Below are 23,043 nucleotides of genomic sequence, written 5' to 3'. Positions count from 1 at the left end.
CCGACACACGTGTCGGTGAACCGGTCGGTATCGGAGCCCTGTGGACCATTCGTCCCGGGGCTCTTGTGCTGAGTGCCTCGCTCCCGCGGCCCTGTCGAGCAGCCCCCGGTGGTCACCATGAAAGTTTTGATCAAGGAGGCCCCATCAGCACTGAGACCCGCATCAACGAGCGCATCCGCGTACCGGAGGTCCGTCTTGTCGGGCCCAATTCGGAGCAGGTGGGCATCGTGCGTGTTGAAGATGCGCTTCGTCTGGCCTACGAGGCCGACCTGGACTTGGTAGAGGTCGCGCCGGACGCCCGTCCGCCGGTCTGCAAGATCATGGACTACGGCAAGTTCAAGTACGAAGCGGCCCAGAAGCAGCGCGAGGCGCGCCGCAACCAGCAGATGACCGTCATCAAGGAGCAGAAGCTCCGCCCGAAGATCGACGACCACGACTACGAGACCAAGAAGGGTCACGTCGTCCGGTTCCTGAAGGACGGGTCCAAGGTGAAGGTCACCATCATGTTCCGCGGACGTGAGCAGTCCCGTCCCGAACTCGGATTCCGTCTGTTGCAGCGTCTGGGCAACGACGTCGCCGAATACGGGTTCGTCGAGACCTCAGCCAAGCAGGACGGCCGGAACATGACCATGGTGCTGGCCCCGCACAAGGGCGCCAAGACCCGCGTCAAGGCCCAGCAGGAGCGCGGCGCCAAGCCGCAGCCGGGCCCGGACGGCGACGCACCGACCAGCTAGCCACATCAGCGCGTCGGCGGCGGTATCGCCGACGTCATACGCAGTCCCTGCGAACGAGAACGCACCGCGTGACCGGCGCGTGTTCCCGCTCGCTCGAATGAAGGAAGATTCATGCCGAAGAGCAAGACCCACAAGGGCACCGCGAAGCGATTCAAGGTGACCGGCAGCGGCAAGATCGTGCGCCAGAAGGCCAACCGCCGCCACCTGCTGGAGCACAAGTCGTCGCGCCGCACCCGCCGTCTCGACGGTGTCGCCGTCGTCAGTGAGAACGACGCCCCCCGCATCAAGCGCCTGCTCAACCGCTGACCCGCGGCCCGCTTGAGACCAGATTTCTGACGAACTAGAAGGATTTAAGACATGGCACGCGTGAAAAGGGCCGTCAACGCCCAGAAGAAGCGCCGGACAACCCTTGAGGCCTCCAAGGGCTACCGCGGTCAGCGGTCGCGGCTGTACCGCAAGGCCAAGGAACAGCAGCTCCACTCGCTGACCTACGCCTACCGGGACCGCCGTGCCCGCAAGGGCGAGTTCCGCAAGCTGTGGATCGCGCGCATCAACGCCGCCGCCCGCGCCAACGACATCACCTACAACCGCTTCATCCAGGGCCTCAAGGCCGCCGGAGTCGAGGTGGACCGCAAGGTGCTCGCCGACATCGCCGTCACCGACCCCGCCGCCTTCACGGGCCTGGTCGAGGTCGCCCGCAAGGCGCTGCCGGCCGACGTCAACGCACCGGCCGCCTGATCGGCCGGTTGTCATAGACGACAACGTTTCCCGACCCGCGACGGATGTTCTCAGCGAACGTTCGTCGCGGGTCGTCGCGTATGCGAAGCTGCACCGTCCGTCGGTACGCCGCGACGAGGGGCGCTTCCTGGTGGAGGGCGCCAACTCGGTGGCCGCCGCGCTGGCTGTCGGCCGTGCTCTGGTCGTGCTGGTGCGGTCCGGGGACGCCGAACGTCACCACGGTGTGCTGGCCGACGCCGCATCGCGGGGTGTGGACGTCGTGCAACTCACCGACAAGGCCGTCACCAAACTGTCCGAGGCCACGACGCCGCCGGGCATCTTCGCGGTGTGTGAGCTCCTGGACGCCGATCTGACCGAGGTCCTGGCCGCCCAACCGCGACTGCTGGCCGTCGCCGTCGAGGCCCGCGAACCCGGCAATGCCGGTACCATCATCCGCTGCGCCGACGCGATGGGCGCCGATGCCGTTGTCCTGCTGGGTGATTCGGTAGACCCGCACAACGGAAAATGTGTCCGGTCCAGTGCTGGCAGCGTGTTCCATCTGCCGATCATCCGGGAACGGTCGATCGCCGACGGCCTGAACCGGATTAGCGTCGCCGGCATCACCACCCTGGCAACGGCCGCCGACGGCGAACTGTCCCTCGATGATGCCGAGGGCGTGCTGTCCCGGCCCACCGCATGGTTGCTCGGCAACGAGGCGCACGGACTCGCCGACGAGGTGCTGGCCGCCGCCGACCATCGCGTCTCCATCCCCATCCGTGGCCGCGCCGAAAGCCTCAATATCGCCGCGGCGGCCGCCATCTGCCTCTATGAAAGCGCTCGTGTCCTGGCACGACGGTCGGCCTGAATGTTGTAGGGGTCGTATGGGGACGCCATGGCTCGGACCGCTTCGTCGGCCTGCGGCCTGGCCGTTGTCGTCGGTCGACTAGTCTTTATGGGGTCCAATCGGGCACACCCAGCGACAACACGAGGAGATCGCCGACCGTGGCCAACTCTGACGCCCCCACCGCCGACGGAACGTGGACGTTCCCGGAACCGGCCGAGCTCGACGCCGCCGCGTCGGCTGCGATCGAGGCGTTTGCCGCTGCCGCCGATCTCGACGCCCTCGCCGAGGCGAAGACCGCCCATCTGGGCGACAGGTCGCCGATCGCGCTCGCCCGCCGCGCCCTGGGCAGCATTCCCAAGGACCAGCGATCCGCCGGCGGCAAACTCGTCAACGAGGTGCGCGGCAAGGTGAGCGCCGCCCTCGACGCGCGCACCGAGGTGCTGCACGCCGAACGCGACGCCGCGGTGCTGGTCGCGGAGTCGGTCGACGTGACACTGCCGAGCGGCCGTCGCCGCGTCGGCGCCCGGCATCCCATCACGGTGATCGCCGAGCAGGTGGCCGACGTGTTCATCGGCATGGGCTGGGAGATCGCCGAAGGCCCCGAGGTGGAGACCGAGCACCACAACTTCGACGCCCTCAACTTCCTGCCCGACCATCCGGCCCGTTCGATGCAGGACACCTTCTACATCGCACCCGAAGGCTCCCGGCAGGTATTGCGCACCCACACCTCACCTGTACAGGTGCGCTCGATGCTAACCCGCGAACTGCCGATCTACGTGGCCTGCCCGGGCCGCACGTTCCGTACCGACGAACTCGACGCCACCCACACCCCGGTGTTCCATCAGATCGAGGGCCTGGCCGTCGACAAGGGGCTGACGCTGGCCAACCTGCGCGGAACACTGGAGGTGTTCGCCAAGGCGCTGTTCGGTCCCGACACCACCACCCGGATGCGGCCGAGCTACTTCCCGTTCACCGAGCCGTCCGCCGAGGTCGACGTGTGGTTCCCCGGCAAGAAGGGCGGCGCCGGCTGGGTGGAGTGGGGCGGCTGCGGCATGGTCAACCCGAACGTGTTGCGGGCCAGTGGAATCGACCCCGACGTGTATTCCGGGTTCGCGTTCGGTATGGGCCTGGAACGTACTCTGCAGTTCCGCAACGACCTGCCCGACATGCGCGACATGGTCGAGGGCGACGTCCGCTTCACCCAGCCGTTCGGCCCCGCAGTCTGACCACGACCACCACTTTTCGACGAAAGTAGCTGACTTCACGTGCGTGCTCCACTGTCTTGGTTCACCGACGTTCTCCGGCAGGGCGACCCGGCCTGGTCGGCCACCGCGGAGGAGGTCGACGCCGGTTTCGTGCGCGTCGGTTTCGAGATCGAGGACATCGAACCGTTCCCGGAGATCACCGGCCCGCTGGTCGTCGGCCGGGTCGAATCGATCGAGGAACTGACCGAGTTCAAGAAGCCCATCCGGTTCTGCCAGGTCGACGTGGGCGAGGAGCAGCCGCGCGGCATCGTGTGCGGCGCCCGCAACTTCGCCGAGGGTGATCTGATCGTGGCGGCGCTGCCCGGTGTGGTGCTCCCGGGTCCCTTCGAGATCGCCGCCCGCAAGACGTACGGGAAAACCTCCGACGGCATGATCTGCTCGGTCGCCGAGATGGGAATCGGTGCCGACGCGTCGGGCATCCTCGTGCTCGCCCCGGGCACCGCCGCGCCGGGCGCAGACGCCCGCGAAGTGCTGGGCCTGGCCGACACCGCCATCGACATCAATGTCACCCCCGACCGCGGTTACGCGTTCTCGGTGCGTGGCCTGGGCCGGGAGCTCGCGGGCAGCTTCGGGGTACCGTTCGTCGATCCGGGCGCCGATCGCCCGGCACTCGCCCATATACCGGACGGGCAGGACGGCAGCCGCGCCGCGTGGCCGGTGGTGATCGAACCCGATTCGTCGGCCACCCGGTACACCGCCCGTGTCATCACCGGTGTCGACGCGACGGCCGTGTCGCCGTGGTGGATGCAGAAGCGTCTGCTGGTGGCCGGGATCCGCCCGATCTCGGCAATCGTCGACATCACCAACTACGTGATGATCGAACTCGGTCAGCCGCTGCACGCCTTCGACGCCGACAAGATCACCGGCACCGTCACGGTCCGGTCGGCGGCACCGGGGGAGAAGCTGACCACCCTCGACGGTGCCGAACGCGCGCTCGATCCCGAAGATGTGGTGATCGCCGATGAGTCCGGGCCGATCGCCCTGGCCGGTGTGATGGGTGGTGGCTCCACCGAGGTGTCCGGCGAGACCACCACGGTGCTGCTGGAGTCGGCGACGTTTGATCAGGTGCGGGTGTTCCGCACCGGCAAGCGGCACAAGCTGACCTCGGAGGCATCCAAGCGGTTCGAGCGGATCGTCGACCCCGAGATCACCGTCGCGGCCTCCGATCGTGCCGCCGAGTTGATCGTCGAGATCGCGGGCGGGAAGATCGCCTCCCCGCTGGCCGGTGTGCGCGTCGACACCGAGCCCGCCGTCCCGATCACCATCGCCGCCGACGAACCCGACCGGGTTGCCGGTATCACGTACGCGCCGGGCACCACCGCCAACCGCCTGGCCGAAGTGGGTTGCGCCGTGTCCGGCACCGATCCGCTGACCGTCACCCCCGCGTCGTGGCGTCCCGATCTGCGTCAGCGCGCCGATCTGGTCGAAGAGGTGCTGCGGCTGGAGGGCCTGGAACTGATTCCGGCCATCCCGCCGCGGGCGCCCGCCGGAACCGGGCTCACCGCCGCCCAGCGGCGCCGTCGCGGCATCGGGAAGGTGTTGGCTGTCGACGGTTTCACCGAGGTGCTGCCGTACCCGTTCATGCCGGCCGGGGTGTTCGATCAGTGGGGTCTGGCTGCCGACGACGATCGCCGTCGCACCGTCAAGGTGCTCAACCCGCTCGAACGGGACCGGCCCGAACTCAACACGACGCTGCTGCCGGGTCTGCTGGAGATGACGACCCGCAATATCGCTCGCGGACAACGGGATCTGGCGCTGTTCACTATCGGTCAGGTAGTCATCGCCGGCGACAACGTGGCTGCCGTCGATGCCCTCGACGTCACAAAGCGCCCCGACGACACCCAGATCGCCGCCCTCGACGCATCGTTGCCGCACCAGCCGCTGTATGTGGCCGGTGTGCTCACCGGCCTGCGTGACCCGGCGGGCCCGTGGGGTGCCGGCCGCGCCGCCGACTACCTCGACGCCTTCGAAGCGGTCCGCACCGCCGCCGGTGCCGCCGGTGTCGAGATCGAACTGTCGGCCGTCGACTTCGCGCCGTGGCATCCGGGCCGTTGCACCGCCGTCATCGTCGACGGTGTGACCGTCGGCCATGCCGGTGAACTCCACCCAGCGATCCTGGAACGTGCGGGGCTACCGAAACGGTTGTGCGCCTTTGAGATCGATATCGACGCGCTGCCCCTCACCACGGTGCTGCCCTCGCCCAAGGTGTCGGTTTTCCCGGCAGTCCTGCAAGACCTCGCCGTCGTGGTCGAGGCATCGGTGCCGTCTGCCGATGTCGCCGACGCCCTACGCGACGGTGCCGGCGAACTCCTCGAGTCACTCGAACTGTTCGACGTCTTCACCGGCGACCAGGTCGGCCAGGGCAACAAATCCCTCGCCTTCGCACTGCGCTTCCGCGCCGGTGACCGCACCCTCACCGAGGACGAGGCTAACACTGCCAAACTCGCCGCCGTCGAAGAAGCGGACCGGCGGATCGGCGCTCGGCTGCGCTGAGTACTCGCACGAGCCTTCGTGGCCGGATCGCAGACCGTAGCGGCCTGTCTTGACGAACTTCCTCAGTAGGCGAATCGCCGAACGGCAATGTAGCCGGAAAATGTCAGAGGCATCTGCATTCCTTGTATGTCACAGAACTCGCTGGTGCCGATCCCAACGCTGGGGCATCCTCCCGCAGGACAAGTGGTCACGGACACTTCAGAGGCCGGAACTCGCCGGTGATAGACGACGCGACTTCATGGACGGATTCAGGCCAGCCGATCTTCGGGTACCTGTCAAGGCAACTTCGTCTGCTAGGTGTACTTCCCCGTGAGGTTGTGAACGCGGCCTGAGGGGACTTGGCCTCCGATTCCGGTGTGGGGTCGGTGGTGATTGTAGTGGTGCAGCCACGCGGTGTAGGCGGTGGTGCGTTCGGCTTCGCTGGTGTAGGGGCGGGCGTAGGCCCACTCGGCGGCCAGGGTTCGGTTGAAACGTTCGACCTTCCCGTTCGTCTGCGGCCGATACGGCTTGGTCTTCTTGTGCTTGATCCCGGTCTCGGCCAGTGCCTGGGCGAACGCGTTGGAGCGGTAGCAGGAACCGTTGTCGGTCATTACCGCGGTCACTTCGACGCCGCGCTCGGCGAAGAACGTGTTGGCGCGCCGCCAGAATCTGGCCGCGGTCTCTTTCCGTTCGTCGTCGAGGATCTCCGAATACGCCACCCGGGAGTGGTCGTCGACGGCATGGTGCAGGTAGCGGTAGCCCCGCGAGTGCGGTGCTCCCGAGCGTGCTGCCCGGCCACGGGCCACACCGGCAGTACGGTCCGCGGCCGATCCGCGACCATGAGCACGCCAGCCACCACCGTCGGGGATTCGGCCTTGCTTCTTGATGTCGACGTGCACGAGTCGTCCGGGCCGGTCGACCTCGTACCGTTTCGGTTTCGGTCTGCGCACCGGTAGTCCGGTGGCCTGGTCGATGTTCGACAGCAGCGGCATCCGGTAGCGCTCCAGGACCCGACCGACCGTCGAACGCGCGATACCCAGGTGATAGGAGATCCGGTGCGGTCCCCACCGGCGGGAGTAACGCAGGCAGATGATTCGTCGTTCGGTGCGTCGGGGCAGCCGGGCCGGTGAGCGGGCGGGGCGGGAACTGCGGTCGGTCAGGCACTGGCCGGCGCGGTAACGGTCGGCCCACCGCTTGGCCGTGGCCGGCGAACACTGGAACCGTTCGGCAGCGCGCCGCAAAGACCAGCCCTCATCGATGATCAGGGAAGCAAGACGGCGACGCCCCTCGGGCGTCAAAGGTGCGTTAGCGTGAGTCACGAAGACCTCCGTGGCTAGATGGTGAGTGTGGTAACCCACATCCTGCCCGGAGGTCTTCGCCTTACCTCAGATGTTCACAACGTGTCGGGGAAGTACAGCTAGGCGGTCCGGATGCTGGGCGTCGTATTGCTGCATCACGGTTGCATCACTTAAGATGCACAGATGAGGACCACTGTTGAGCTGTCCCCGGAACTTCATCAGCGGGTTGTCGAGTTGGCCCGGTCCAGGGGGCAGTCGCTGTCGACGACGCTCGCGGAGTTGACGGTGCGCGGATTGTCGCACCTGGATGAACCGCTCCGCATAACTACCGACGAGCGGTCGGGGTTTCCTGTGGTCAGCATCGGCAGGAGGGTCTCCTCGCGGGATGTCGCGGACGCATTGGACGACGAGTGACGACGTATCTTCTCGATGCGAATGTGCTGATAGCGCTCACGATCGTCGAACACGAGCACCACGCGCGGGCATCGGTGTGGGCAGCGGGCGTGGAGCGGTTTGCAGTCTGTCCGATCGTGGAGGGTGCCTTGGCTCGGTTCCTGGTGCGGATCGGCGAAAAGCCGGATACTGCCGTCGCGATCCTGCGTCAGGTGCGCATGAGGTCCGGATTCGAGTTCTGGCCCGACTCGCTGTCGTACGCCGACGCCTCCCTTGGTCATGTCCGTGGTCACCGCCAGGTCACCGATGCCTACCTCGTATCGTTGGCCGCTGAGCGTGGTGGAGTGCTCGCAACCATGGACGAGGCGTTGGTGAGGGTTGTGCCACAAGGTGCAGTTCGGGTCCCACCTCTCTGAGAGCTACGCGGTGTGGGCGGTGAGGCGGAGGGCGTCGATCAGGTAGTCGGTGGTTCGGGAGTTGGTGACGGTGAGCCGGAAACCGTAGGTGCCGCACTCCTTGCCGATGACGCCGATGCTGCGCAGTAGGCGACCGACAGCGATGCCGTCAGCGCCGGGCAGGTATACGAAGTTCGCGTGACTGGGCAGGACGAGGCAGCCGAGATCGGTCAGGGCCACGGTCAGCCGGTCGCGTTCGGCGCGCATGGCCTCGACCCGCTGCCGTAGCTGCGGCTGGGCGGCGAGCGCGACCGGGACCGCGTATTCGGCGGCCGCGTTCACGGCGAACGGTACTTCGTGGTCGCGTGGCTCGGCGATGGTTTCCGGAATGCCGAAGGCATAGCCCGCGCGTAGTCCGGCGAGGCCATATGCCTTCGAGAATGTGCGTAGCACAACGACATTCGGATTCACCTCGAACAGGGACGTGGTGTCCGGCGGGTTTTCCTGGTATTCGACATAAGCCTGATCGAGGATCACCCGCACACCCGACGGGACGGCCCGAAGGAACGCGCGCAGCTCTGTGTCGTCGACGATGGCGCCGGTGGGATTGTGCGGTGAACACAGGATCACCGCGACGGTATCGGGGCCGATGCGCGAGCGTAGCGCGTCCAGGTCCGGGACACCTGATGGGGTGAGCGGCGACGGGTCGAGCGTCGCGCCCAGCATCCGGGCGAGAATCGCGAAACCGTCGAAAGTCGGCATCGGGGTGGCGATCCGGGGCGCGGCCGTCTCAGCTCGGGTCACACAGTCCTGCAAGATCGCGAACGCCACCGCGGTTCCGCCCGCGCCGACCGTCACCGCCGCCCGGTCAAGTCCGAGATGGGTTGCGATCGTTGCCCGTAGACCGTCGGGCAGGAACTCCGGGTATCGGTGGGCGTTCGACGCGTGTTCGGCCAGCGCCGCCGCCACCTCAGGCAGTGGCGGATATGCCGATTCGTTGAGGTCACAACGGGCCACCACTGGCGCAGCGGCGGGCCGGAGAACCACAGCGGTCACGACCGCCCGGCCCAGCGCACCGCACCGGCTGCGGCAAAGTCACCTGCATGCGCGAACGCCGCCATCAGCACCACATTTCCGTCGGTGATGCGCCCGTCGTTGACGGCGGCGTCGAGGGTCATCGGGATGCCGACGGCGAACAGGTTGCCGCACTCGTCGAAGGTGTCCGGATGCCGCTCCTCGGGAAGTTCCAGCGCGTCGCGCCAGTTGCGGAGGAAAATGCGGTTGGGCTGATTGGTGATGAACGCATCCAAGTCAGCGGTCTTGACCCCGATGTGGTCGGCGACCTCATACGCTACCTCGGGCACCAGACGGTTCCCTCGGGCCAGCACTTTCGCGATCTTCGCCTCGGTGAATCCGACGTGGATCTGGCCGGGTCCGGCCTCCCAATACTTGCGTTCGGGTGAACTGACTGCCGTCATATCGGCCGAATACTGGCCGTAGGAACGGCACACCGTGTCCAGCACGGGGCTGCCCTCATCGGACAGGGTGAGGACGGCGACCGCCGCGCCGTCACCGGGAATCGACGCCTGCGCTTTGCCACGTACCTGTTCCTGGACGAAGATCTGTCCGGCACTGTTCTGTGCCAACCCGATCAGTGCCTTACGCGCTCCGCGCGCTCGGAGCAGGTCACCGGCCAGCTCGAGGAGAAGGATGAATGCGGCGCAACCGCCGTTGTGGACGTCGAGCACCGCTTGCGGGCGCAACCCGAGCCGGTGCGCCACCTCGCCGACGCAGCCGCGCACCGGAACCTCCGGTAGCTGACTGTGGGTGAGTACCACGTCCACGTCGGCGAGATAGTCGCTGCCATGTCTGTCGGTGAGAACCTTTGCGGCCGTGACGATCATATCCGCCGACGTTTCGCCGTCGGCGGCGTGATGACGGAACGACGGCGACCGGAACATCACGTTGCCGGCCAGTTCGTCGGTCTCCGCGTACTGGGCGAAAAACTCTGCCGGGACCCGATTCTCGGGTCGATAGGTGGCCAGGTCGGCGAGCCGGAGGGTGGGGGCGGTGCTCACGAGCGCATCCAATCAGGGGTCAGCGGAAGGCCATTGCGGTGGCGATATTCGGCGATTGCGGTCAGGTTGTCGAGCTCGATCTGGTGTCCCGCCCAGAACATGTCCCACAGGTCGCCGACCCATTCCTCACGGCCCGCCGGTGCGGTCTCGGGGAACGGATTGTCGTCATAGAAGGGGTGTCGGCAGTTGTTCCACAACACCACCGAACCCGGCTTGTTCAGGACTGTCCGGGCGTCGACGACGCGCATCAGGTAGATCATCCACAGGTGTTCGCCCTGATCCCACGCGCAGTGGTAGTCGACGGTCATCGCCTCCGGGTTGGCCTCGGTGCGCACATAGATCTTGGTGTCGGCATTGAGCATGTCGTAGCCCGCCCACACGTCGGGACGTTCGGTCCGGGTGAACCCCCTGGTGCTGTAGGTCCATTCCTCCAGCGATCGGGTGTCGGAGAGCCATTCGTAGAGTTCGCGCGGCGGCGCGTCGACGTATCCCTGGACGGGGCAGAACTTTCCGTAGATCTGCTGATGCGGGTACACCGAGCGGATCTTGTCCACCACCAGCGCGGTGTTGGCGGCCCGGGGATGGGTTTCCACCCGGAACACGCCGTCGAGTGGTTCGGAGATGTCGGCCAGTGCCGGGTGGGAAGAGGCGGCGGGCTCGGGTGGCGGGGACATATCGGTGGGGGATTCTTCTGTCATGGGGTGTGTGCTTTCTCAGAGAAACGGTGCGAACGGGGGGATTTCGTCGGGGTCTACGTCGATGACGAGGCAGGTGGGGCCCGCGGCGGTGAGCGCGTCGGGGCAGGCCGCGGCCAATCCCGCGGCGTCGGTGGCGTGAAAGACTTTGATGGCGGGGAACATCGCCGCGGCGCCGGCGGCGATGTCGGCCGGGCCGAAGCGGTTGAGGCCGGGGGTATCGGGGAAGTAGAGGCGTTCGCGGGTCACGCACATCGCGTGTGCGTTGTTGTTGAGCACCACCAGGGTCAGCGGTGCGTCGTATTCGGCGGCGGTGTGCAACTCCATGCCGTGCATGAAGAACGAACCATCGCCGGTGATAACCACGGTTCGGGTGCCCGTGTCCAGTGCGGTGCCCAGTCCGGCACCGATCGCGTGCCCCATCCCTCCCATGCCCAGCGCCACCTCGAACCGGTGGTCACCGAACGGCAGGTAGTGGATGGATGCCGCGCCCGTGTTGCCCGCGTCGGCGAAGACCGCACAGCCGGGCGGCAGGTGGGCGCCGATCGTGTCGATCACGGTGCGCATGTCGAGGGGGTGGGCGGTGGCCGGGGTCGACAGGTGCTCGAGCCTTACCGTCGGCCGCGGCGGTGGTGCGGTGAGCAGGCAGGCGGTGCGTTCGATCACCGAATCGAGGAACCCGCGCAGATCGTCGCAGGGGACGTGGTCGGTGACCCCGGGGGTGCGGGGCGGCCACGACCCCACGTGAACCGTCTCCGTGTCGGCGATGAGGGCGTCGAGCCCGGCGCGGTCGGTCAGCGACATGCGGCAGCCCAGCACCAGCCACAGGTCGGCGGCGGCGAGGGCCCGGTGTGCCGACGGATGGCCCATCACCCCGGTGACCCCGGCGCACCGGCCGGGTACGGCGAGGTCGCGTCCTCCGGGTGCGACGACGACCGTGGCCCCCACCAGGGCGGCGAGCGCCTCGACCCGGTCCCGTAACCGCAGGCGGGATGCTTCCTCGCCGGCCCAGACGCAGATCCGGCCGGCGCCGGCCAGTTCGGCCAGTCGTTCGGCCAGGTCGTCCGGTGCCGGTTCGGCCGCCCGCCGGGGGTGCGGCGGTGACGTGGTGGCGACATCGGGGGCCGGTGCGGCCTGCACGTCCTTCGGAATCACCAGTGCCGCGGGCAGCCCGCGACGCAGCGCGTCGGTCACGGCGGTGAACGCGCCGTCGAGCGCGCCCGGGTCGTCGACGACGGCGTACGCGCCGACCACTCCAGAGAGCACCGCCGCGAGATCGATGGTGTCCGGTGGGGTCAGCATGTCCTGGAACCCGCCACGGCCGACCGTGGGGCGGGGTGCGGTGCCCAGCAGGGCGAGCACCGGCACCCGGCTGTCGTAGGCCTCGGCGAGTGCGGGGACCACGTTGAGGGCACCGCCACCGGAGGTGGTGAGTACGGCCGAGACACCGCCGCCGATGCGCGCGGCACCGTCGGCCATCGCGCCGGCGGCGAACTCATGCTTGGCGATCACCGGGGTGATCCCGGGGTGGCGGACGGTGGCGTCGAAGATGTCTTCGGCGTTGGCGCCGTGCACACCGAACAGCGTGGAGATACCGAGCTGTCGCAGTCGCTCGACCACCCGGTCGGCGACGGTGGGCGACAGCCCGTGGAGCACCGTGTTCACGCGCGGCTAGTGCGTCGCCACGAAACGGTCCATCGTGCGTTCGGCGATCGCCGCGATGGTCAGCGAGGGGTTGACCAGACCGACCTCACCCGGCATGAACGAGCCGTCGACGACGTACAGGTTGTCGTAGCCGTGGACGGAGCCGTTGAGGTCGGCCGCCTTGTTGATGACCACACCACCGAGTCCGTGATAGGTGCTGGCGGAACCGAAGCCGGCGAGCCGGGACACGATCGGAACCCCGCCGGCGCGCCGCGCGAAGTGGTTCGCGAAGGCGTTGCCGCGGCGGTCGAGGATGCTGCTGTGTTCGGCGAACGGATAATTCAGCACGGCACTGCCCGTCGACCGGTTGTAGTCGATGGTGCCGCGTTCGGGGCTGAACACCTGGATGAGGTTGGTGGTCAACAGTTTTCCGCCGGGTGCGGGTAGTGGGGTGGAGTGGTAGACCATCGACACCGGACCGCCGGAGAAGTCGTCGTCGTAGAACCGGCCGTAGCCGGGACCGCCCTGGACCGGTCCGTAGTCGTCGGTCAGCCCGGTGCGGGCGGTGAGGAAGTCGCCGTTGGCGCCGAATCCGTCGCCGATCTTGCCGGACAGTTTGGGCAGGTGCCCTTTCGCCCGTGCCTCGACGAGCAGGCGGGTGGTGTGGAACGAGCCGGCGCCGAGGAATAGGTAGTCGACGTCGGCGGTGACCACGCGCACGGTGCGGTTCTGGTTGTCGATCTGGCGGGCCTTGACGATGAAGCCGGGCCGGTTGCCGCGGGGCCGGATCTCGAATACCTCGTGCATCGGTTTGATTGTGACGTTGCCGGTGCGTTCGGCGGCGGGCAGGTAGTTGTGGTCGGTGGAGTTCTTGGCGCCGCTGTTGGCGCCGAAGCCCATCTCGCCGATGCTGAACGACGGGGTGGCCCGGCCGGCGAGTTCGGCGCGCACGATGTCCCAGTCGACGGCGTACTCGAAGGTGCGTAGTTGTGCGCCGTAGCGGCGGACGGTCTTGGCCCATGAGCGTGCGCCCACATAGTTGGGGTGGGCGAGGATGTCGGCGGGCAGCTTGCTCGCGTTGAGCATCTTGAGGACTCGCGGGTAGTACTCGCGCAGCAGTCCGTCGTAGTCGGTGCCGCCCGGGAAGACGTGCTCGAAGTCCTGTTTGCGGGGGGTGGAGGTGAATGCGCCGAAGACGAGCGAGCCGCCGCCCACGCCGGCCCCGTACACCGAGTCGATGCCGTTGCCCTTGACCTGGTCGAGCAGGCCCGGATATTTGGCCACGGGCACACCGGCCGGTCCGCCCAGGCTCACCTGGCCGGCGAACCAGGAGGCGCGGCCGTCGAGATTGCGGATGCTGGGGAAGGTGTTGCCGTCCTTGCGGATGTCCCAGCGCCGTCCGCGCTCGAAGACGGTGGTACGGAACCCGGCCTGGCCGAGTCGGAGGGCGGCGACGGAGCCGCCGAATCCGGTGCCGATGACGGCGGCGGTCCTGCCCTGCTCGTCGGGTGCCGCGAATGCGGAGGTGCGTGTGGCGCCGAGGGCACCGAGTGCGCCGAGTCCCGCGGTTGCCTGTAGGACACGTCGACGGGATACCGGTGTCACCGGAAAACGATCTGAAGTCACCAGGAGAAACTACCGGGATGACGGCGAGTTAGGAAGACCTAAGTTGTGCTCAGGTGTGCAATGAGCAAAGGAAGTTGCGACCGGTTGATGAATTGATTTGCATCGTTGTGCATAATGATTTCATGACGATCAGAGTGGCTGTCGCCGGTGCCAGTGGCTACGCGGGCGGGGAGATCCTGCGCCTGCTCCTCGGACACCCGCGTCTGCGATCGGGTGACCTGGAGATCGGCGCCCTCACGGCGGGCGGCAACGCCGGCAGCTCGCTGGGCACCCAGCATCCTCATCTGCTTCCGCTGGCCGACCGGATCCTGCAGGAAACCACTCCCGAGACCCTGGCCGGGCACGACGTCGTTTTCCTGGGGCTGCCGCACGGACAGTCGGCCGAGATCGCCAACGCCCTACCGCCTACGACCATCGTCGTCGACTGCGGTGCCGATTTTCGGCTGCACGACGCCGCCGACTGGGCGCAGTACTACGGCGGTGAGCACGCCGGCACCTGGCCGTACGGTTTGCCCGAACTGCCCGGCAACCGGGAGGTCCTCGCCGCCGCCGCGCGGATCGCGGTGCCCGGGTGCTACCCGACGGTGTCGATTCTGGCGCTGCGGCCCGCCATGGCCGCCGGCCTCATCGAACCGCACGTCACCGTCGTCGCGGTCAGTGGCACCTCCGGTGCGGGCCGCTCACCCAAGGTGGACCTGCTGGCATCGGAGGTCATCGGCTCGGCGCGGGCCTACGGTGTCGGGGGGGTGCACCGGCACACCCCGGAGATCTCGCAGGCGCTTTCGGTGGCGGCGAACCTGCCCGTGACCGTGTCGTTCACGCCGGTGCTCGTACCCACCTCGCGGGGCATCCTGGCCACCTGCACGGCCAAGACCACCGCATCCGCCGACGAGGTGCGGGCCGTCTACGACAAGGCCTACGCCGACGAGCCGTTCGTCCACCTGCTGCCCGAAGGTCAACTGCCCGCCACCGGCACCGTCATCGGTTCCAACGCGGTGACCCTGCAGGTGGCCGTCGATGAACGCGCCGGAACGCTCGTGGTGGTCGGTGCCATCGACAACCTGGCCAAGGGCACCGGTGGTGCCGCGGTGCAATCAATGAACCTCGCCCTCGGTTGGGATGAGACCGAAGGGCTGTCAACCGTGGGAGTGGCGCCGTGACCGACAGTGAGAATGTGACAGACAGCGAGAATGTGACAGACAGCGAGAATGTGACAGACAGCGAGAATGTGACAGACAGCGACAATGCGACCGACAGTGGCAACATCGATGTGAGCAGTGGCGCCGCGGCGGATCGGATCGAAGGGGGAGCGCCCCTCGATGCGCCCCGCATCGTCCGCGGCCAGGGTGTGACCGCACCCCTGGGCTTTCGGGCCGCTGGGTTGGCCGCGGGTATCAAGAAGTCCGGAAAGCCCGATCTCGCACTGGTTTTCAATGAAGGGCCGGAGTACGCGGCGGCCGGCGTGTTCACGCGCAATCAGGTGAAGGCCGCGCCGGTCCTCTGGAGCAGGCAGGTACTCACCGGCGGGCGGCTCCGCGCGGTGATCCTCAACTCGGGCGGTGCCAACGCGTGTACCGGACCGGGCGGTTTCCAGGACACTCACCACACGGCCGAGGCGGTTGCCCGGACCCTCAGCAACTGGGGCACCGAAACCGGGGCCGTCGAGGTCGCGGTCTGCTCCACCGGTCTCATCGGGGACCGTCTGCCGATGGACAAGGTGCTGGCCGGGGTGACCGAGATCGTCCACGACATGGGCGGCGGACTGTCCGGCGGCACCGATGCCGCGCACGCGATCATGACCACCGACACCGTCCCCAAACAGGTTGCGCTGCACCATCCGCAGGGCTGGAACGTAGGGGCGATGGGCAAGGGCGCGGGCATGATGGCCCCGTCGCTGGCGACGATGCTGGTGGTGCTCACCACCGACGCGGTGGCCACCGCCGACCAGCTCGACTCCGCGCTGCGAGGCGCCGCCGGCAAGACCTTCGACCGGCTCGACATAGACGGCTCCACCTCCACCAATGACACCGTGCTGCTTCTTAGTTCGGGTGCGAGCGGGATTCCCGTCGAACAGACCGACCTCGACGCCGCGGTGTTCGCGGTGTGCGACGATCTGGCCGCGCAGATGCAGGCCGACGCCGAGGGCGTGACCAAACGCGTCGTCATCACCGTGACCGGTGCTGTCACCGAGGACGACGCGGTGACGGTGGCGCGGGCGGTGGCCCGCGATTCGCTGGTAAAGACCGCGCTGTTCGGTTCCGATCCCAACTGGGGCCGGGTACTGGCGGCCGTGGGTATCTCCCCGGTCACCGTCGACCCGGACGTCATCGCCGTCTCATTCAACGGACAGGCGGTGTGCCGCAACGGATACGGCGTCGACGGCGCCCGCGACGTGGACCTGTCGGGGCAGGATATCGACGTGATCGTCGATCTCGGGCTCGGCGACGCGACGGCCTGGGTGCGCACCACCGACCTGTCGCACGCGTACGTCGAAGAGAACTCGGCGTACTCCTCATGAGCGACAGCGGATTCACCGCCATCGACAAGGCCGCGGTTCTCGCCGAATCCCTTCCCGCACTGCAGGAGTTGCATGGCGCCACCGTCGTGGTCAAATACGGTGGCAATGCCATGGTCGACGAGCGGCTCAAAGCGGCCTTCGCCGCCGACATGGTGTTCCTGCGCGCCTGCGGCATGCATCCGATCGTGGTGCACGGCGGCGGCCCGCAGATCTCGGCGATGCTCAAACGCCTTGGCCTGCAAGGAGAGTTTCGCGGCGGATTTCGTGTCACCACCCCCGAGGTGATGGATGTGGCGCGGATGGTGCTGTTCGGTCAGGTCGGCCGCGAACTGGTCGGCCTCATCAACACCTACGGGCCGTACGCGGTCGGCATCACAGGTGAGGACGCGCACCTGTTCACCGCGACCCGGCGCACCGTCCAAGTCGACGGGGTCACCACCGACATCGGACTGGTCGGCGACATCACCTCCGTCAACACCTCGGCGGTCCTCGATCTGGTCGCCGCCGGGCGGATCCCCGTCGTCTCGACGATCGCTCCCGACAAGGACGGGGTAGTGCACAACATCAACGCCGACACCGCCGCCGGAGCACTCGCCGAGGCACTGGGCGCGGCCCGGTTGGTGATGCTGACCGACGTCGAAGGTTTGTACACCGACTGGCCGGACCGCTCGTCGCTGGTGTCCTCGATCAGCACCGCGGACCTCGCCGAACTGTTGCCGACACTCGATTCGGGCATGATTCCGAAAATGGAGGCCTGTCTGCGCGCCGTCGACGGCGGCGTCCGGCGGGCCCACGTCGTCGACGGACGGGTCCCGCACGCCGTGCTCGCCGAACTGCTCACCTCCAGCTCGGCCGGAACCCGCGTGGTTCCCGGCACCCCCGTGTAACGGTCACCCATATCGCTCCGAACGGAACAACTCATGACAACTCTGCGGCAGCGGTGGTCGGCATCGCTGATGAACAACTACGGAACCCCGCCGCTCGCGCTGGTCGGGGGACAGGGTGCGGTGGTCACCGACGCCGACGGACGCGAGTACCTCGACCTTCTCGGCGGTATCGCGGTCAACGCCCTCGGCCACGCGCACCCGGCGATCATCGCGGCGGTCACCGACCAGCTCGGCATCCTCGGCCACGTGTCCAACCTGTACGTCAATCCGCGCGTCGTCGAACTCGCCGAGCGGCTGCTCGACAAGTTCGGACACCCGGGCCGCGCCTTCTTCTGCAATTCGGGTACCGAGGCCAACGAGGCCGCGTTCAAGCTCGCCCGGCTCACCGGCCGGTCCGAGATCATCGCCGCCGACAGGGGATTCCACGGCCGGACCATGGGCTCGCTGGCCATGACCGGGCAGCCCGGCAAGCGGGCGCCGTTCGAGCCGATGCCGCCGGGAGTGCGGTTCGTGCCGTTCGGTGACCACGACGCGCTCGACGCCGCGGTCACCGATCGCACCGCCGCGGTCATTCTCGAACCGATCCAGGGCGAGGCCGGCGTCATCGTCCCGCCCGCCGATTATCTCGCCCACGCCCGGCGGATCACCGCGGAGCGGGGTGCCCTGCTCATCCTCGACGAGGTGCAGACCGGGGTGGCCCGCACCGGGCCGTTCTTCGCCCACCAGGGCGTAGGCATCGTCCCCGACGTACTCACGCTGGCCAAGGGGCTCGGCGGTGGGCTGCCGATCGGGGCGGTCCTGGCCACGGGCCCGGCCGCCGACCTGTTCGGCCCCGGCCAGCACGGCACCACCTTCGGCGGAAACCCGGTGGCCGCCGCCGCCGCGCTCGCGGTCATCGGGGTGATCGATGACGAAGGACTCTGCGAGCATGTCGCGTCGGTGGGCAAAACCATCGCGGCCGGTATCGAGGAACTCGGCCACCCGCTGGTGACCGGTGTCCGCGGAGCCGGACTGCTGCTGGGTGTCACCCTGGCGCAACCCATCTCGTCGGCGGTCGAGGTGGCGGCGCGCGATGCGGGCTACCTGATCAACGCACCCGCACCCGACGTGCTGCGGCTCGCCCCGCCACTGATCCTCACCGAGGACCAGGGCACACGCTTCGTCGGTGCACTGCCGGCGATACTCGACGCCGCACAGCAGGCGACCGGTGACAAGGAGGCAGGGCAGTGACCCGGCACTTTCTGCGTGACGACGACGTCACCCCCGACGAGCAGGCGCGGATCCTAGAGCTGGCGGCCACCGTCAAGGCCGACCCGTTCGGTATGCGGCCACTGGAGGGCCCGCGCGGGGTCGGGGTGATCTTCGACAAGAACTCCACCCGGACCCGGTTCTCGTTCGAGCTCGGCGTGGCCCAGCTCGGCGGTCACGCCGTGGTCGTCGACGGCACCACCACCCAACTCGGCCGCGACGAGACCATCGAGGACACCGCTCGCGTGCTGTCCCGGTTCGTCGAGGCGATCGTATGGCGCACCTCCGGACATGAGCGGCTCGAGGCGATGGCCTCGCAGGCGACCGTTCCGGTGGTCAACGCGCTCTCGGACATGTGGCATCCATGTCAGGTACTCGCGGATCTGCAGACCATCATCGAGCACAAGGGCAGAACCGCGGGCCTGTCGATGACCTATCTCGGTGACGGCGCCAACAACATGGCGCATTCGCTGGCGCTCGGCGGGGTGACCGCCGGAATGCATGTGACGATCTCGGCGCCCGAGGGCTTCGACCCCCACCCGGCGGTCATCGAGGCGACCCGCGACCGCGCCGCGGCGACCGGCGGATCGGTCGCCGTCGAACGCGATCCGCGTACCGCGGTGGCCGGGGCCGACGTGCTCGTCACCGACACCTGGGTGTCGATGGGGCAGGAGAGCGACGGCAAGGACCGGCGCGCGCCGTTCCGGCCGTACCAGATCAACGCCGACCTGCTGGCCCTGGCCGACCCGGAAGCGATCGTGCTGCACTGCCTTCCGGCCCATCGTGGCGACGAGATCACCGACGAGGTGATCGACGGGCCCGCCAGCGTCGTCTTCGACGAGGCCGAGAATCGGCTGCACGCGCAGAAGGCCCTGCTGATCTGGTTGCTGGGGCAGTAGTGACAGCCGCCGACACCTCAGAGGGAGCACCGGCCGGGCGCCTGCCCGAATCGCGGCTCGCGCACACCCGGGCGGGCAGGCACGCACTGATCGTCACGCTCCTGTCGTCCAGACAGGTCCGCAGCCAGTCGGCCTTGCAGAAACTACTGGCCGCCGAGGGCGTGGACGCGACGCAGGCGACCCTCTCGCGTGATCTGGACGAGCTGGGCGCGGTCAAACTGCGCGCCGCAGACGGAGGGGCCGGCATCTACGTCGTTCCCGAGGACGGTTCCCCGGTCCGCGGGGTTGCCGGTGGAACCGACCGATTGGCCCGACTGCTGTCGGAATTGCTGGTATCCACCGACGCCAGTGGCAATCTTGCTGTCCTGCGCACCCCGCCGGGCGCCGCGCATTACCTGGCCAGTGCCATCGACCGGGCGAGTCTGCCCGACATCGTCGGCACCATCGCCGGCGACGACACGATCCTCGTGGTCGCCCGCGAACCACTCGACGGCGCCGAACTGGCGCGGCGAATCGAGGGTCTGGTGTAAAGCCGAACCCGAACCGATCGCCCGCCGCCGGCCGGCCCGGTGACCACTGCCTGGGGGACGGCGTCCCCCGAACACTCACTAGACTTCTCCCGACACCTAAGGAGCGCACAGACCATGACCGAACGCGTTGTTCTCGCCTACTCCGGCGGCCTCGACACCTCCGTCGCCATCAGCTGGATCCAGAAGGAGACCGGCAAGGAGGTCGTCGCCGTGGCGCTCGACCTCGGCCAGGGCGGCGAGGACATGGAGGTTGTCCGGCAGCGTGCCCTCGACTGCGGTGCTGTCGAGGCCGTCGTCGTGGATGCCCGCGACGAGTTCGCCGACGACTACTGCCTGCCCGCGATCACCTCCAACGCCCTCTACATGGACCGCTACCCGCTGGTGTCGGCACTCTCGCGCCCGCTGATCGCCAAGCACCTGGTGCAGGCCGCCCGCGCTCACGGCGGCACCGTCGTCGCCCACGGCTGCACCGGCAAGGGCAACGACCAGGTGCGGTTCGAGGTCGGCTTCGCCACCCTCGCACCCGACCTCGAAGTTCTTGCACCGGTTCGTGATTACGCCTGGACCCGGGAGAAGGCGATCGCCTTCGCCGAGGAGAACGCGATCCCGATCAACGTCACCAAGAAGTCGCCGTTCTCCATCGACCAGAACGTGTGGGGACGCGCCGTGGAGACCGGCTTCCTCGAAGACCTGTGGAACGCGCCCACCAAGGACGTCTACGACTACACCGACGACCCGACGCTCAACTGGCAGTCGCCCGACGAGGTCATCATCAGCTTCGACAAGGGTCGTCCCGTCGCCATCGACGGCCGCCCGGTCAGTGTGCTGGAGGCGATCGTCGAACTGAATCGTCGTGCGGGCGCTCAGGGCGTCGGTCGCCTCGACGTGGTCGAGGACCGGCTCGTGGGCATCAAGAGCCGCGAGGTATACGAGGCGCCCGGCGCCATGGTGCTGATCCGGGCACACGAGGAACTCGAGCACGTCACCCTCGAACGCGAGCTGGGCCGGTACAAGCGGCACACCGATCAGAAGTGGGCCGAGCTGGTGTACGACGGCCTGTGGTTCTCGCCGCTGCGACGTTCGCTGGAGGCCTTCGTCGACGCCACCCAGACTCACGTCAGCGGCGACATCCGGCTGGTGCTGCACGGCGGCCACATCGCGGCCACCGGCCGGCGCAGCAGCGAGTCGCTGTACGACTTCAACCTCGCCACCTACGACGAGGGCGACAGCTTCGACCAGTCCGCCGCCCGTGGTTTCGTTGAGCTGCACGGGCTTTCGTCAAAGATCTCGGCCAAGCGGGACCTGGGGCTGTGACCGGGAACGCGGCGTCCGGCGGTTCCACCAACGAGGGTTCGCTGTGGGGTGGCCGGTTCGCCGACGGACCGGCCGCGGCCATGGCCGCGCTGAGCAAGTCGACGCAGTTCGACTGGGCGCTGGCCCCGTATGACATCGAGGCGTCGAAGGCGCACGCCCGGGTACTCAACAAGGCCGGACTGCTCGTCGACGACGACCTGACCGCGATGCTGGCCGGCCTCGACCGGCTCGCGGCCGATGTCGCCGACGGTACGTTCGCGCCCGCCGACTCCGATGAGGACGTGCACGGGGCGCTCGAACGCGGACTCATCGACCGCGTCGGCGCAGAACTCGGCGGCCGCCTGCGGGCCGGTCGGTCACGAAACGATCAGGTGGCCACACTGTTCCGGATGTGGCTGCGCGACGCGATGCGCCGCGTGGGTGCCGGGGTGCTCGACGTGGTGGAGGCGCTCACCGCCCAGGCGGCCGCGCACCCCGACGTGGTGATGCCGGGCAAGACCCACCTGCAGGCCGCTCAGCCGGTGTTGCTGGCGCATCACCTGCTCGCGCACGCCCAGCCGTTGCTGCGTGATGTCGACAGACTTGCCGACGCCGACCGCCGTACCTCGGTGTCCCCGTACGGGTCCGGGGCGCTGGCCGGATCCTCGCTCGGACTGGACCCCGCGGCGATCGCAGCCGATCTCGGGTTCTCGGCGGCCGCCGAGAACTCGATCGACGCCACCTCGGCGCGCGATTTCGCCGCTGAGGCGTTGTTCGTGTTCACGATGATCGCGGTCGATCTGTCTCGGCTCAGCGAGGAGGTGATCATCTGGAGCACACCGGAATTCGGGTACATCACTCTTGCTGATGCCTGGTCCACCGGCAGTTCGATCATGCCGCAGAAAAAGAATCCCGACGTCGCCGAGCTGATGAGGGGCAAGACGGGACGTCTCATCGGTGACCTGACCGGTCTGCTGGCCACGCTCAAGGCGCAGCCGCTGGCCTACAACCGGGATCTGCAGGAGGACAAGGAACCGGTTTTCGACGCGGTGGCCCAGCTCGAACTGTTGCTGCCCGCGATCACCGGGCTGGTCGCCACCCTGGTGTTCCACGCCGACCGGATGGCCGAATTGGCGCCCGCCGGCTTCACTCTCGCCACTGATATCGCCGAATGGCTTGTCCGGCAGGGTGTCCCGTTCCGGGTGGCGCATGAGGTCGCCGGTGCCTGTGTGCGTGAGGCCGAGTCGCGTGGTGTCGGGCTCGACGAACTCGACGACGAGGTGCTGGCCTCGATCAACCCGGCACTGACCCCGGACGTGCGGGACGTGCTGACGGTGCGTGGGTCGATCGAGTCTCGGAATGCGCTCGGTGGAACCTCGTCGACGCAGGTCAGGCGGCAGTTGGAGGTCATCGGCGCTGCCCTGCCGGACCTGCGTTCCCGGTGGTCGGGAGCCGGTCGGCCGTAGTTGCCCGGACACGGTGCGCGGTGGGCTACAGTGAGCCGGAC

22 protein-coding genes are annotated in these 23,043 nt (G+C 67.9%); 16 read left to right on the top strand and 6 right to left on the bottom strand.

Translation table 11 applies throughout. The features are described 5' to 3' along the window. Nucleotides 1–143 precede the first annotated feature (143 nt). The 6 genes from infC to pheT all read left to right on the top strand — a co-directional run bounded on the left by infC (nucleotide 144) and on the right by pheT (nucleotide 6,053). Nucleotides 144–734 (top strand): translation initiation factor IF-3, encoded by a 591-nt coding sequence (gene infC / locus GII31_RS12665; RefSeq protein ID WP_213250302.1) that lies wholly within the window; start codon nucleotides 144–146, stop codon nucleotides 732–734. A gap of 111 nt (nucleotides 735–845) precedes the next feature. After that, a complete protein-coding gene (gene rpmI / locus GII31_RS12660) occupies nucleotides 846–1,040 on the top strand; it encodes a 50S ribosomal protein L35 (RefSeq protein WP_005178720.1) in 195 nt (64 codons plus the stop codon). 51 nt (nucleotides 1,041–1,091) lie between these two features. Further along, entirely contained in the window at nucleotides 1,092–1,472 is a 381-nt protein-coding gene (gene rplT / locus GII31_RS12655; RefSeq protein WP_005189871.1) for a 50S ribosomal protein L20, read from the top strand. Nucleotides 1,473–1,485: 13 nt separating this feature from the next. Further along, a complete protein-coding gene (locus GII31_RS12650; protein ID WP_213250299.1) occupies nucleotides 1,486–2,316 on the top strand; it encodes a TrmH family RNA methyltransferase in 831 nt (276 codons plus the stop codon). Nucleotides 2,317–2,453: 137 nt separating this feature from the next. Further along, complete coding sequence (gene pheS, locus GII31_RS12645) at nucleotides 2,454–3,521, top strand: phenylalanine--tRNA ligase subunit alpha (RefSeq protein ID WP_213243530.1); 1,068 nt, start codon at nucleotides 2,454–2,456, stop codon at nucleotides 3,519–3,521. A gap of 39 nt (nucleotides 3,522–3,560) precedes the next feature. Further along, nucleotides 3,561–6,053 (top strand): phenylalanine--tRNA ligase subunit beta, encoded by a 2,493-nt coding sequence (gene pheT, locus GII31_RS12640; RefSeq protein ID WP_213243525.1) that lies wholly within the window; start codon nucleotides 3,561–3,563, stop codon nucleotides 6,051–6,053. A 293-nt stretch (nucleotides 6,054–6,346) separates the two neighbouring features. On the opposite strand, the gene GII31_RS12635 is transcribed toward pheT, so the two are convergent. Next, nucleotides 6,347–7,351, bottom strand: a complete 1,005-nt coding sequence (locus tag GII31_RS12635; RefSeq protein ID WP_260839966.1) for an IS481 family transposase — start codon at nucleotides 7,349–7,351, stop codon at nucleotides 6,347–6,349. A gap of 162 nt (nucleotides 7,352–7,513) precedes the next feature. Here GII31_RS12635 and GII31_RS12630 point away from each other — a divergent pair, with 162 nt between their 5' ends. Further along, complete coding sequence (locus tag GII31_RS12630) at nucleotides 7,514–7,744, top strand: hypothetical protein (protein ID WP_213243521.1); 231 nt, start codon at nucleotides 7,514–7,516, stop codon at nucleotides 7,742–7,744. After that, nucleotides 7,741–8,139 (top strand): TA system VapC family ribonuclease toxin, encoded by a 399-nt coding sequence (locus GII31_RS12625; protein WP_213243520.1) that lies wholly within the window; start codon nucleotides 7,741–7,743, stop codon nucleotides 8,137–8,139. The genes GII31_RS12630 and GII31_RS12625 overlap by 4 nt, the downstream gene beginning before the upstream one ends. A 3-nt stretch (nucleotides 8,140–8,142) precedes the next feature. On the opposite strand, the gene GII31_RS12620 is transcribed toward GII31_RS12625, so the two are convergent. Genes GII31_RS12620 through GII31_RS12600 form a run of 5 tightly spaced genes read right to left on the bottom strand, consistent with a single transcriptional unit; the run spans nucleotide 8,143 to nucleotide 14,161 of the window. Then, the gene (locus tag GII31_RS12620) at nucleotides 8,143–9,174 is read right to left on the bottom strand and encodes a pyridoxal phosphate-dependent aminotransferase (RefSeq protein ID WP_246221853.1); all 1,032 of its coding nucleotides are present in this window, start codon (nucleotides 9,172–9,174) and stop codon (nucleotides 8,143–8,145) included. Next, nucleotides 9,171–10,196 (bottom strand): 3-oxoacyl-ACP synthase III family protein, encoded by a 1,026-nt coding sequence (locus tag GII31_RS12615; protein ID WP_246221852.1) that lies wholly within the window; start codon nucleotides 10,194–10,196, stop codon nucleotides 9,171–9,173. The genes GII31_RS12620 and GII31_RS12615 overlap by 4 nt, the downstream gene beginning before the upstream one ends. Further along, complete coding sequence (locus GII31_RS12610; RefSeq protein ID WP_246222308.1) at nucleotides 10,193–10,870, bottom strand: SRPBCC family protein; 678 nt, start codon at nucleotides 10,868–10,870, stop codon at nucleotides 10,193–10,195. Before GII31_RS12610 ends, GII31_RS12615 begins: the two co-directional genes overlap by 4 nt. A 39-nt stretch (nucleotides 10,871–10,909) precedes the next feature. Next, nucleotides 10,910–12,556 carry a thiamine pyrophosphate-binding protein gene (locus GII31_RS12605; RefSeq protein WP_260839965.1) on the bottom strand — a complete coding sequence of 549 codons (1,647 nt, stop codon included), beginning with the start codon at nucleotides 12,554–12,556 and terminating at the stop codon, nucleotides 10,910–10,912. 6 nt (nucleotides 12,557–12,562) lie between these two features. Next, the gene (locus GII31_RS12600) at nucleotides 12,563–14,161 is read right to left on the bottom strand and encodes a GMC oxidoreductase (RefSeq protein WP_246221850.1); all 1,599 of its coding nucleotides are present in this window, start codon (nucleotides 14,159–14,161) and stop codon (nucleotides 12,563–12,565) included. Nucleotides 14,162–14,283: 122 nt separating this feature from the next. Between GII31_RS12600 and argC the strand changes: the two genes are divergently transcribed. The 8 genes from argC (at nucleotide 14,284) to argH (ending at nucleotide 23,002) form a co-directional block, all read left to right on the top strand. Then, nucleotides 14,284–15,321 (top strand): N-acetyl-gamma-glutamyl-phosphate reductase, encoded by a 1,038-nt coding sequence (gene argC / locus GII31_RS12595; RefSeq protein ID WP_213243518.1) that lies wholly within the window; start codon nucleotides 14,284–14,286, stop codon nucleotides 15,319–15,321. A 104-nt stretch (nucleotides 15,322–15,425) separates the two neighbouring features. Further along, entirely contained in the window at nucleotides 15,426–16,679 is a 1,254-nt protein-coding gene (argJ, locus tag GII31_RS12590; protein ID WP_213250285.1) for a bifunctional glutamate N-acetyltransferase/amino-acid acetyltransferase ArgJ, read from the top strand. Continuing rightward, on the top strand, nucleotides 16,676–17,566 hold the full coding sequence (argB, locus tag GII31_RS12585; RefSeq protein ID WP_213243517.1) for an acetylglutamate kinase: 891 nt from the start codon (nucleotides 16,676–16,678) through the stop codon (nucleotides 17,564–17,566). The genes argJ and argB overlap by 4 nt, the downstream gene beginning before the upstream one ends. Before the next feature lie 33 nt (nucleotides 17,567–17,599). Further along, entirely contained in the window at nucleotides 17,600–18,796 is a 1,197-nt protein-coding gene (locus GII31_RS12580) for an acetylornithine transaminase (RefSeq protein WP_213243511.1), read from the top strand. Beyond that, complete coding sequence (gene argF / locus GII31_RS12575) at nucleotides 18,793–19,713, top strand: ornithine carbamoyltransferase (protein ID WP_213243508.1); 921 nt, start codon at nucleotides 18,793–18,795, stop codon at nucleotides 19,711–19,713. The genes GII31_RS12580 and argF overlap by 4 nt, the downstream gene beginning before the upstream one ends. After that, entirely contained in the window at nucleotides 19,713–20,243 is a 531-nt protein-coding gene (locus GII31_RS12570; RefSeq protein ID WP_260839964.1) for an arginine repressor, read from the top strand. Before argF ends, GII31_RS12570 begins: the two co-directional genes overlap by 1 nt. 114 nt (nucleotides 20,244–20,357) lie before the next feature. Continuing rightward, nucleotides 20,358–21,557, top strand: coding sequence for an argininosuccinate synthase (locus GII31_RS12565; RefSeq protein WP_213243504.1), 1,200 nt, complete (start codon nucleotides 20,358–20,360; stop codon nucleotides 21,555–21,557). Beyond that, complete coding sequence (argH, locus tag GII31_RS12560) at nucleotides 21,554–23,002, top strand: argininosuccinate lyase (protein ID WP_213243502.1); 1,449 nt, start codon at nucleotides 21,554–21,556, stop codon at nucleotides 23,000–23,002. The genes GII31_RS12565 and argH overlap by 4 nt, the downstream gene beginning before the upstream one ends. Nucleotides 23,003–23,043 lie beyond the last annotated feature (41 nt).

It is taken from the genome of Gordonia pseudamarae (assembly GCF_025273675.1).
GTDB lineage: Bacteria > Actinomycetota > Actinomycetes > Mycobacteriales > Mycobacteriaceae > Gordonia > Gordonia pseudamarae.
The sequence above is the reverse complement of the archived record's forward strand: the minus strand, read 5'-3'. Positions and strand labels throughout refer to the sequence as shown.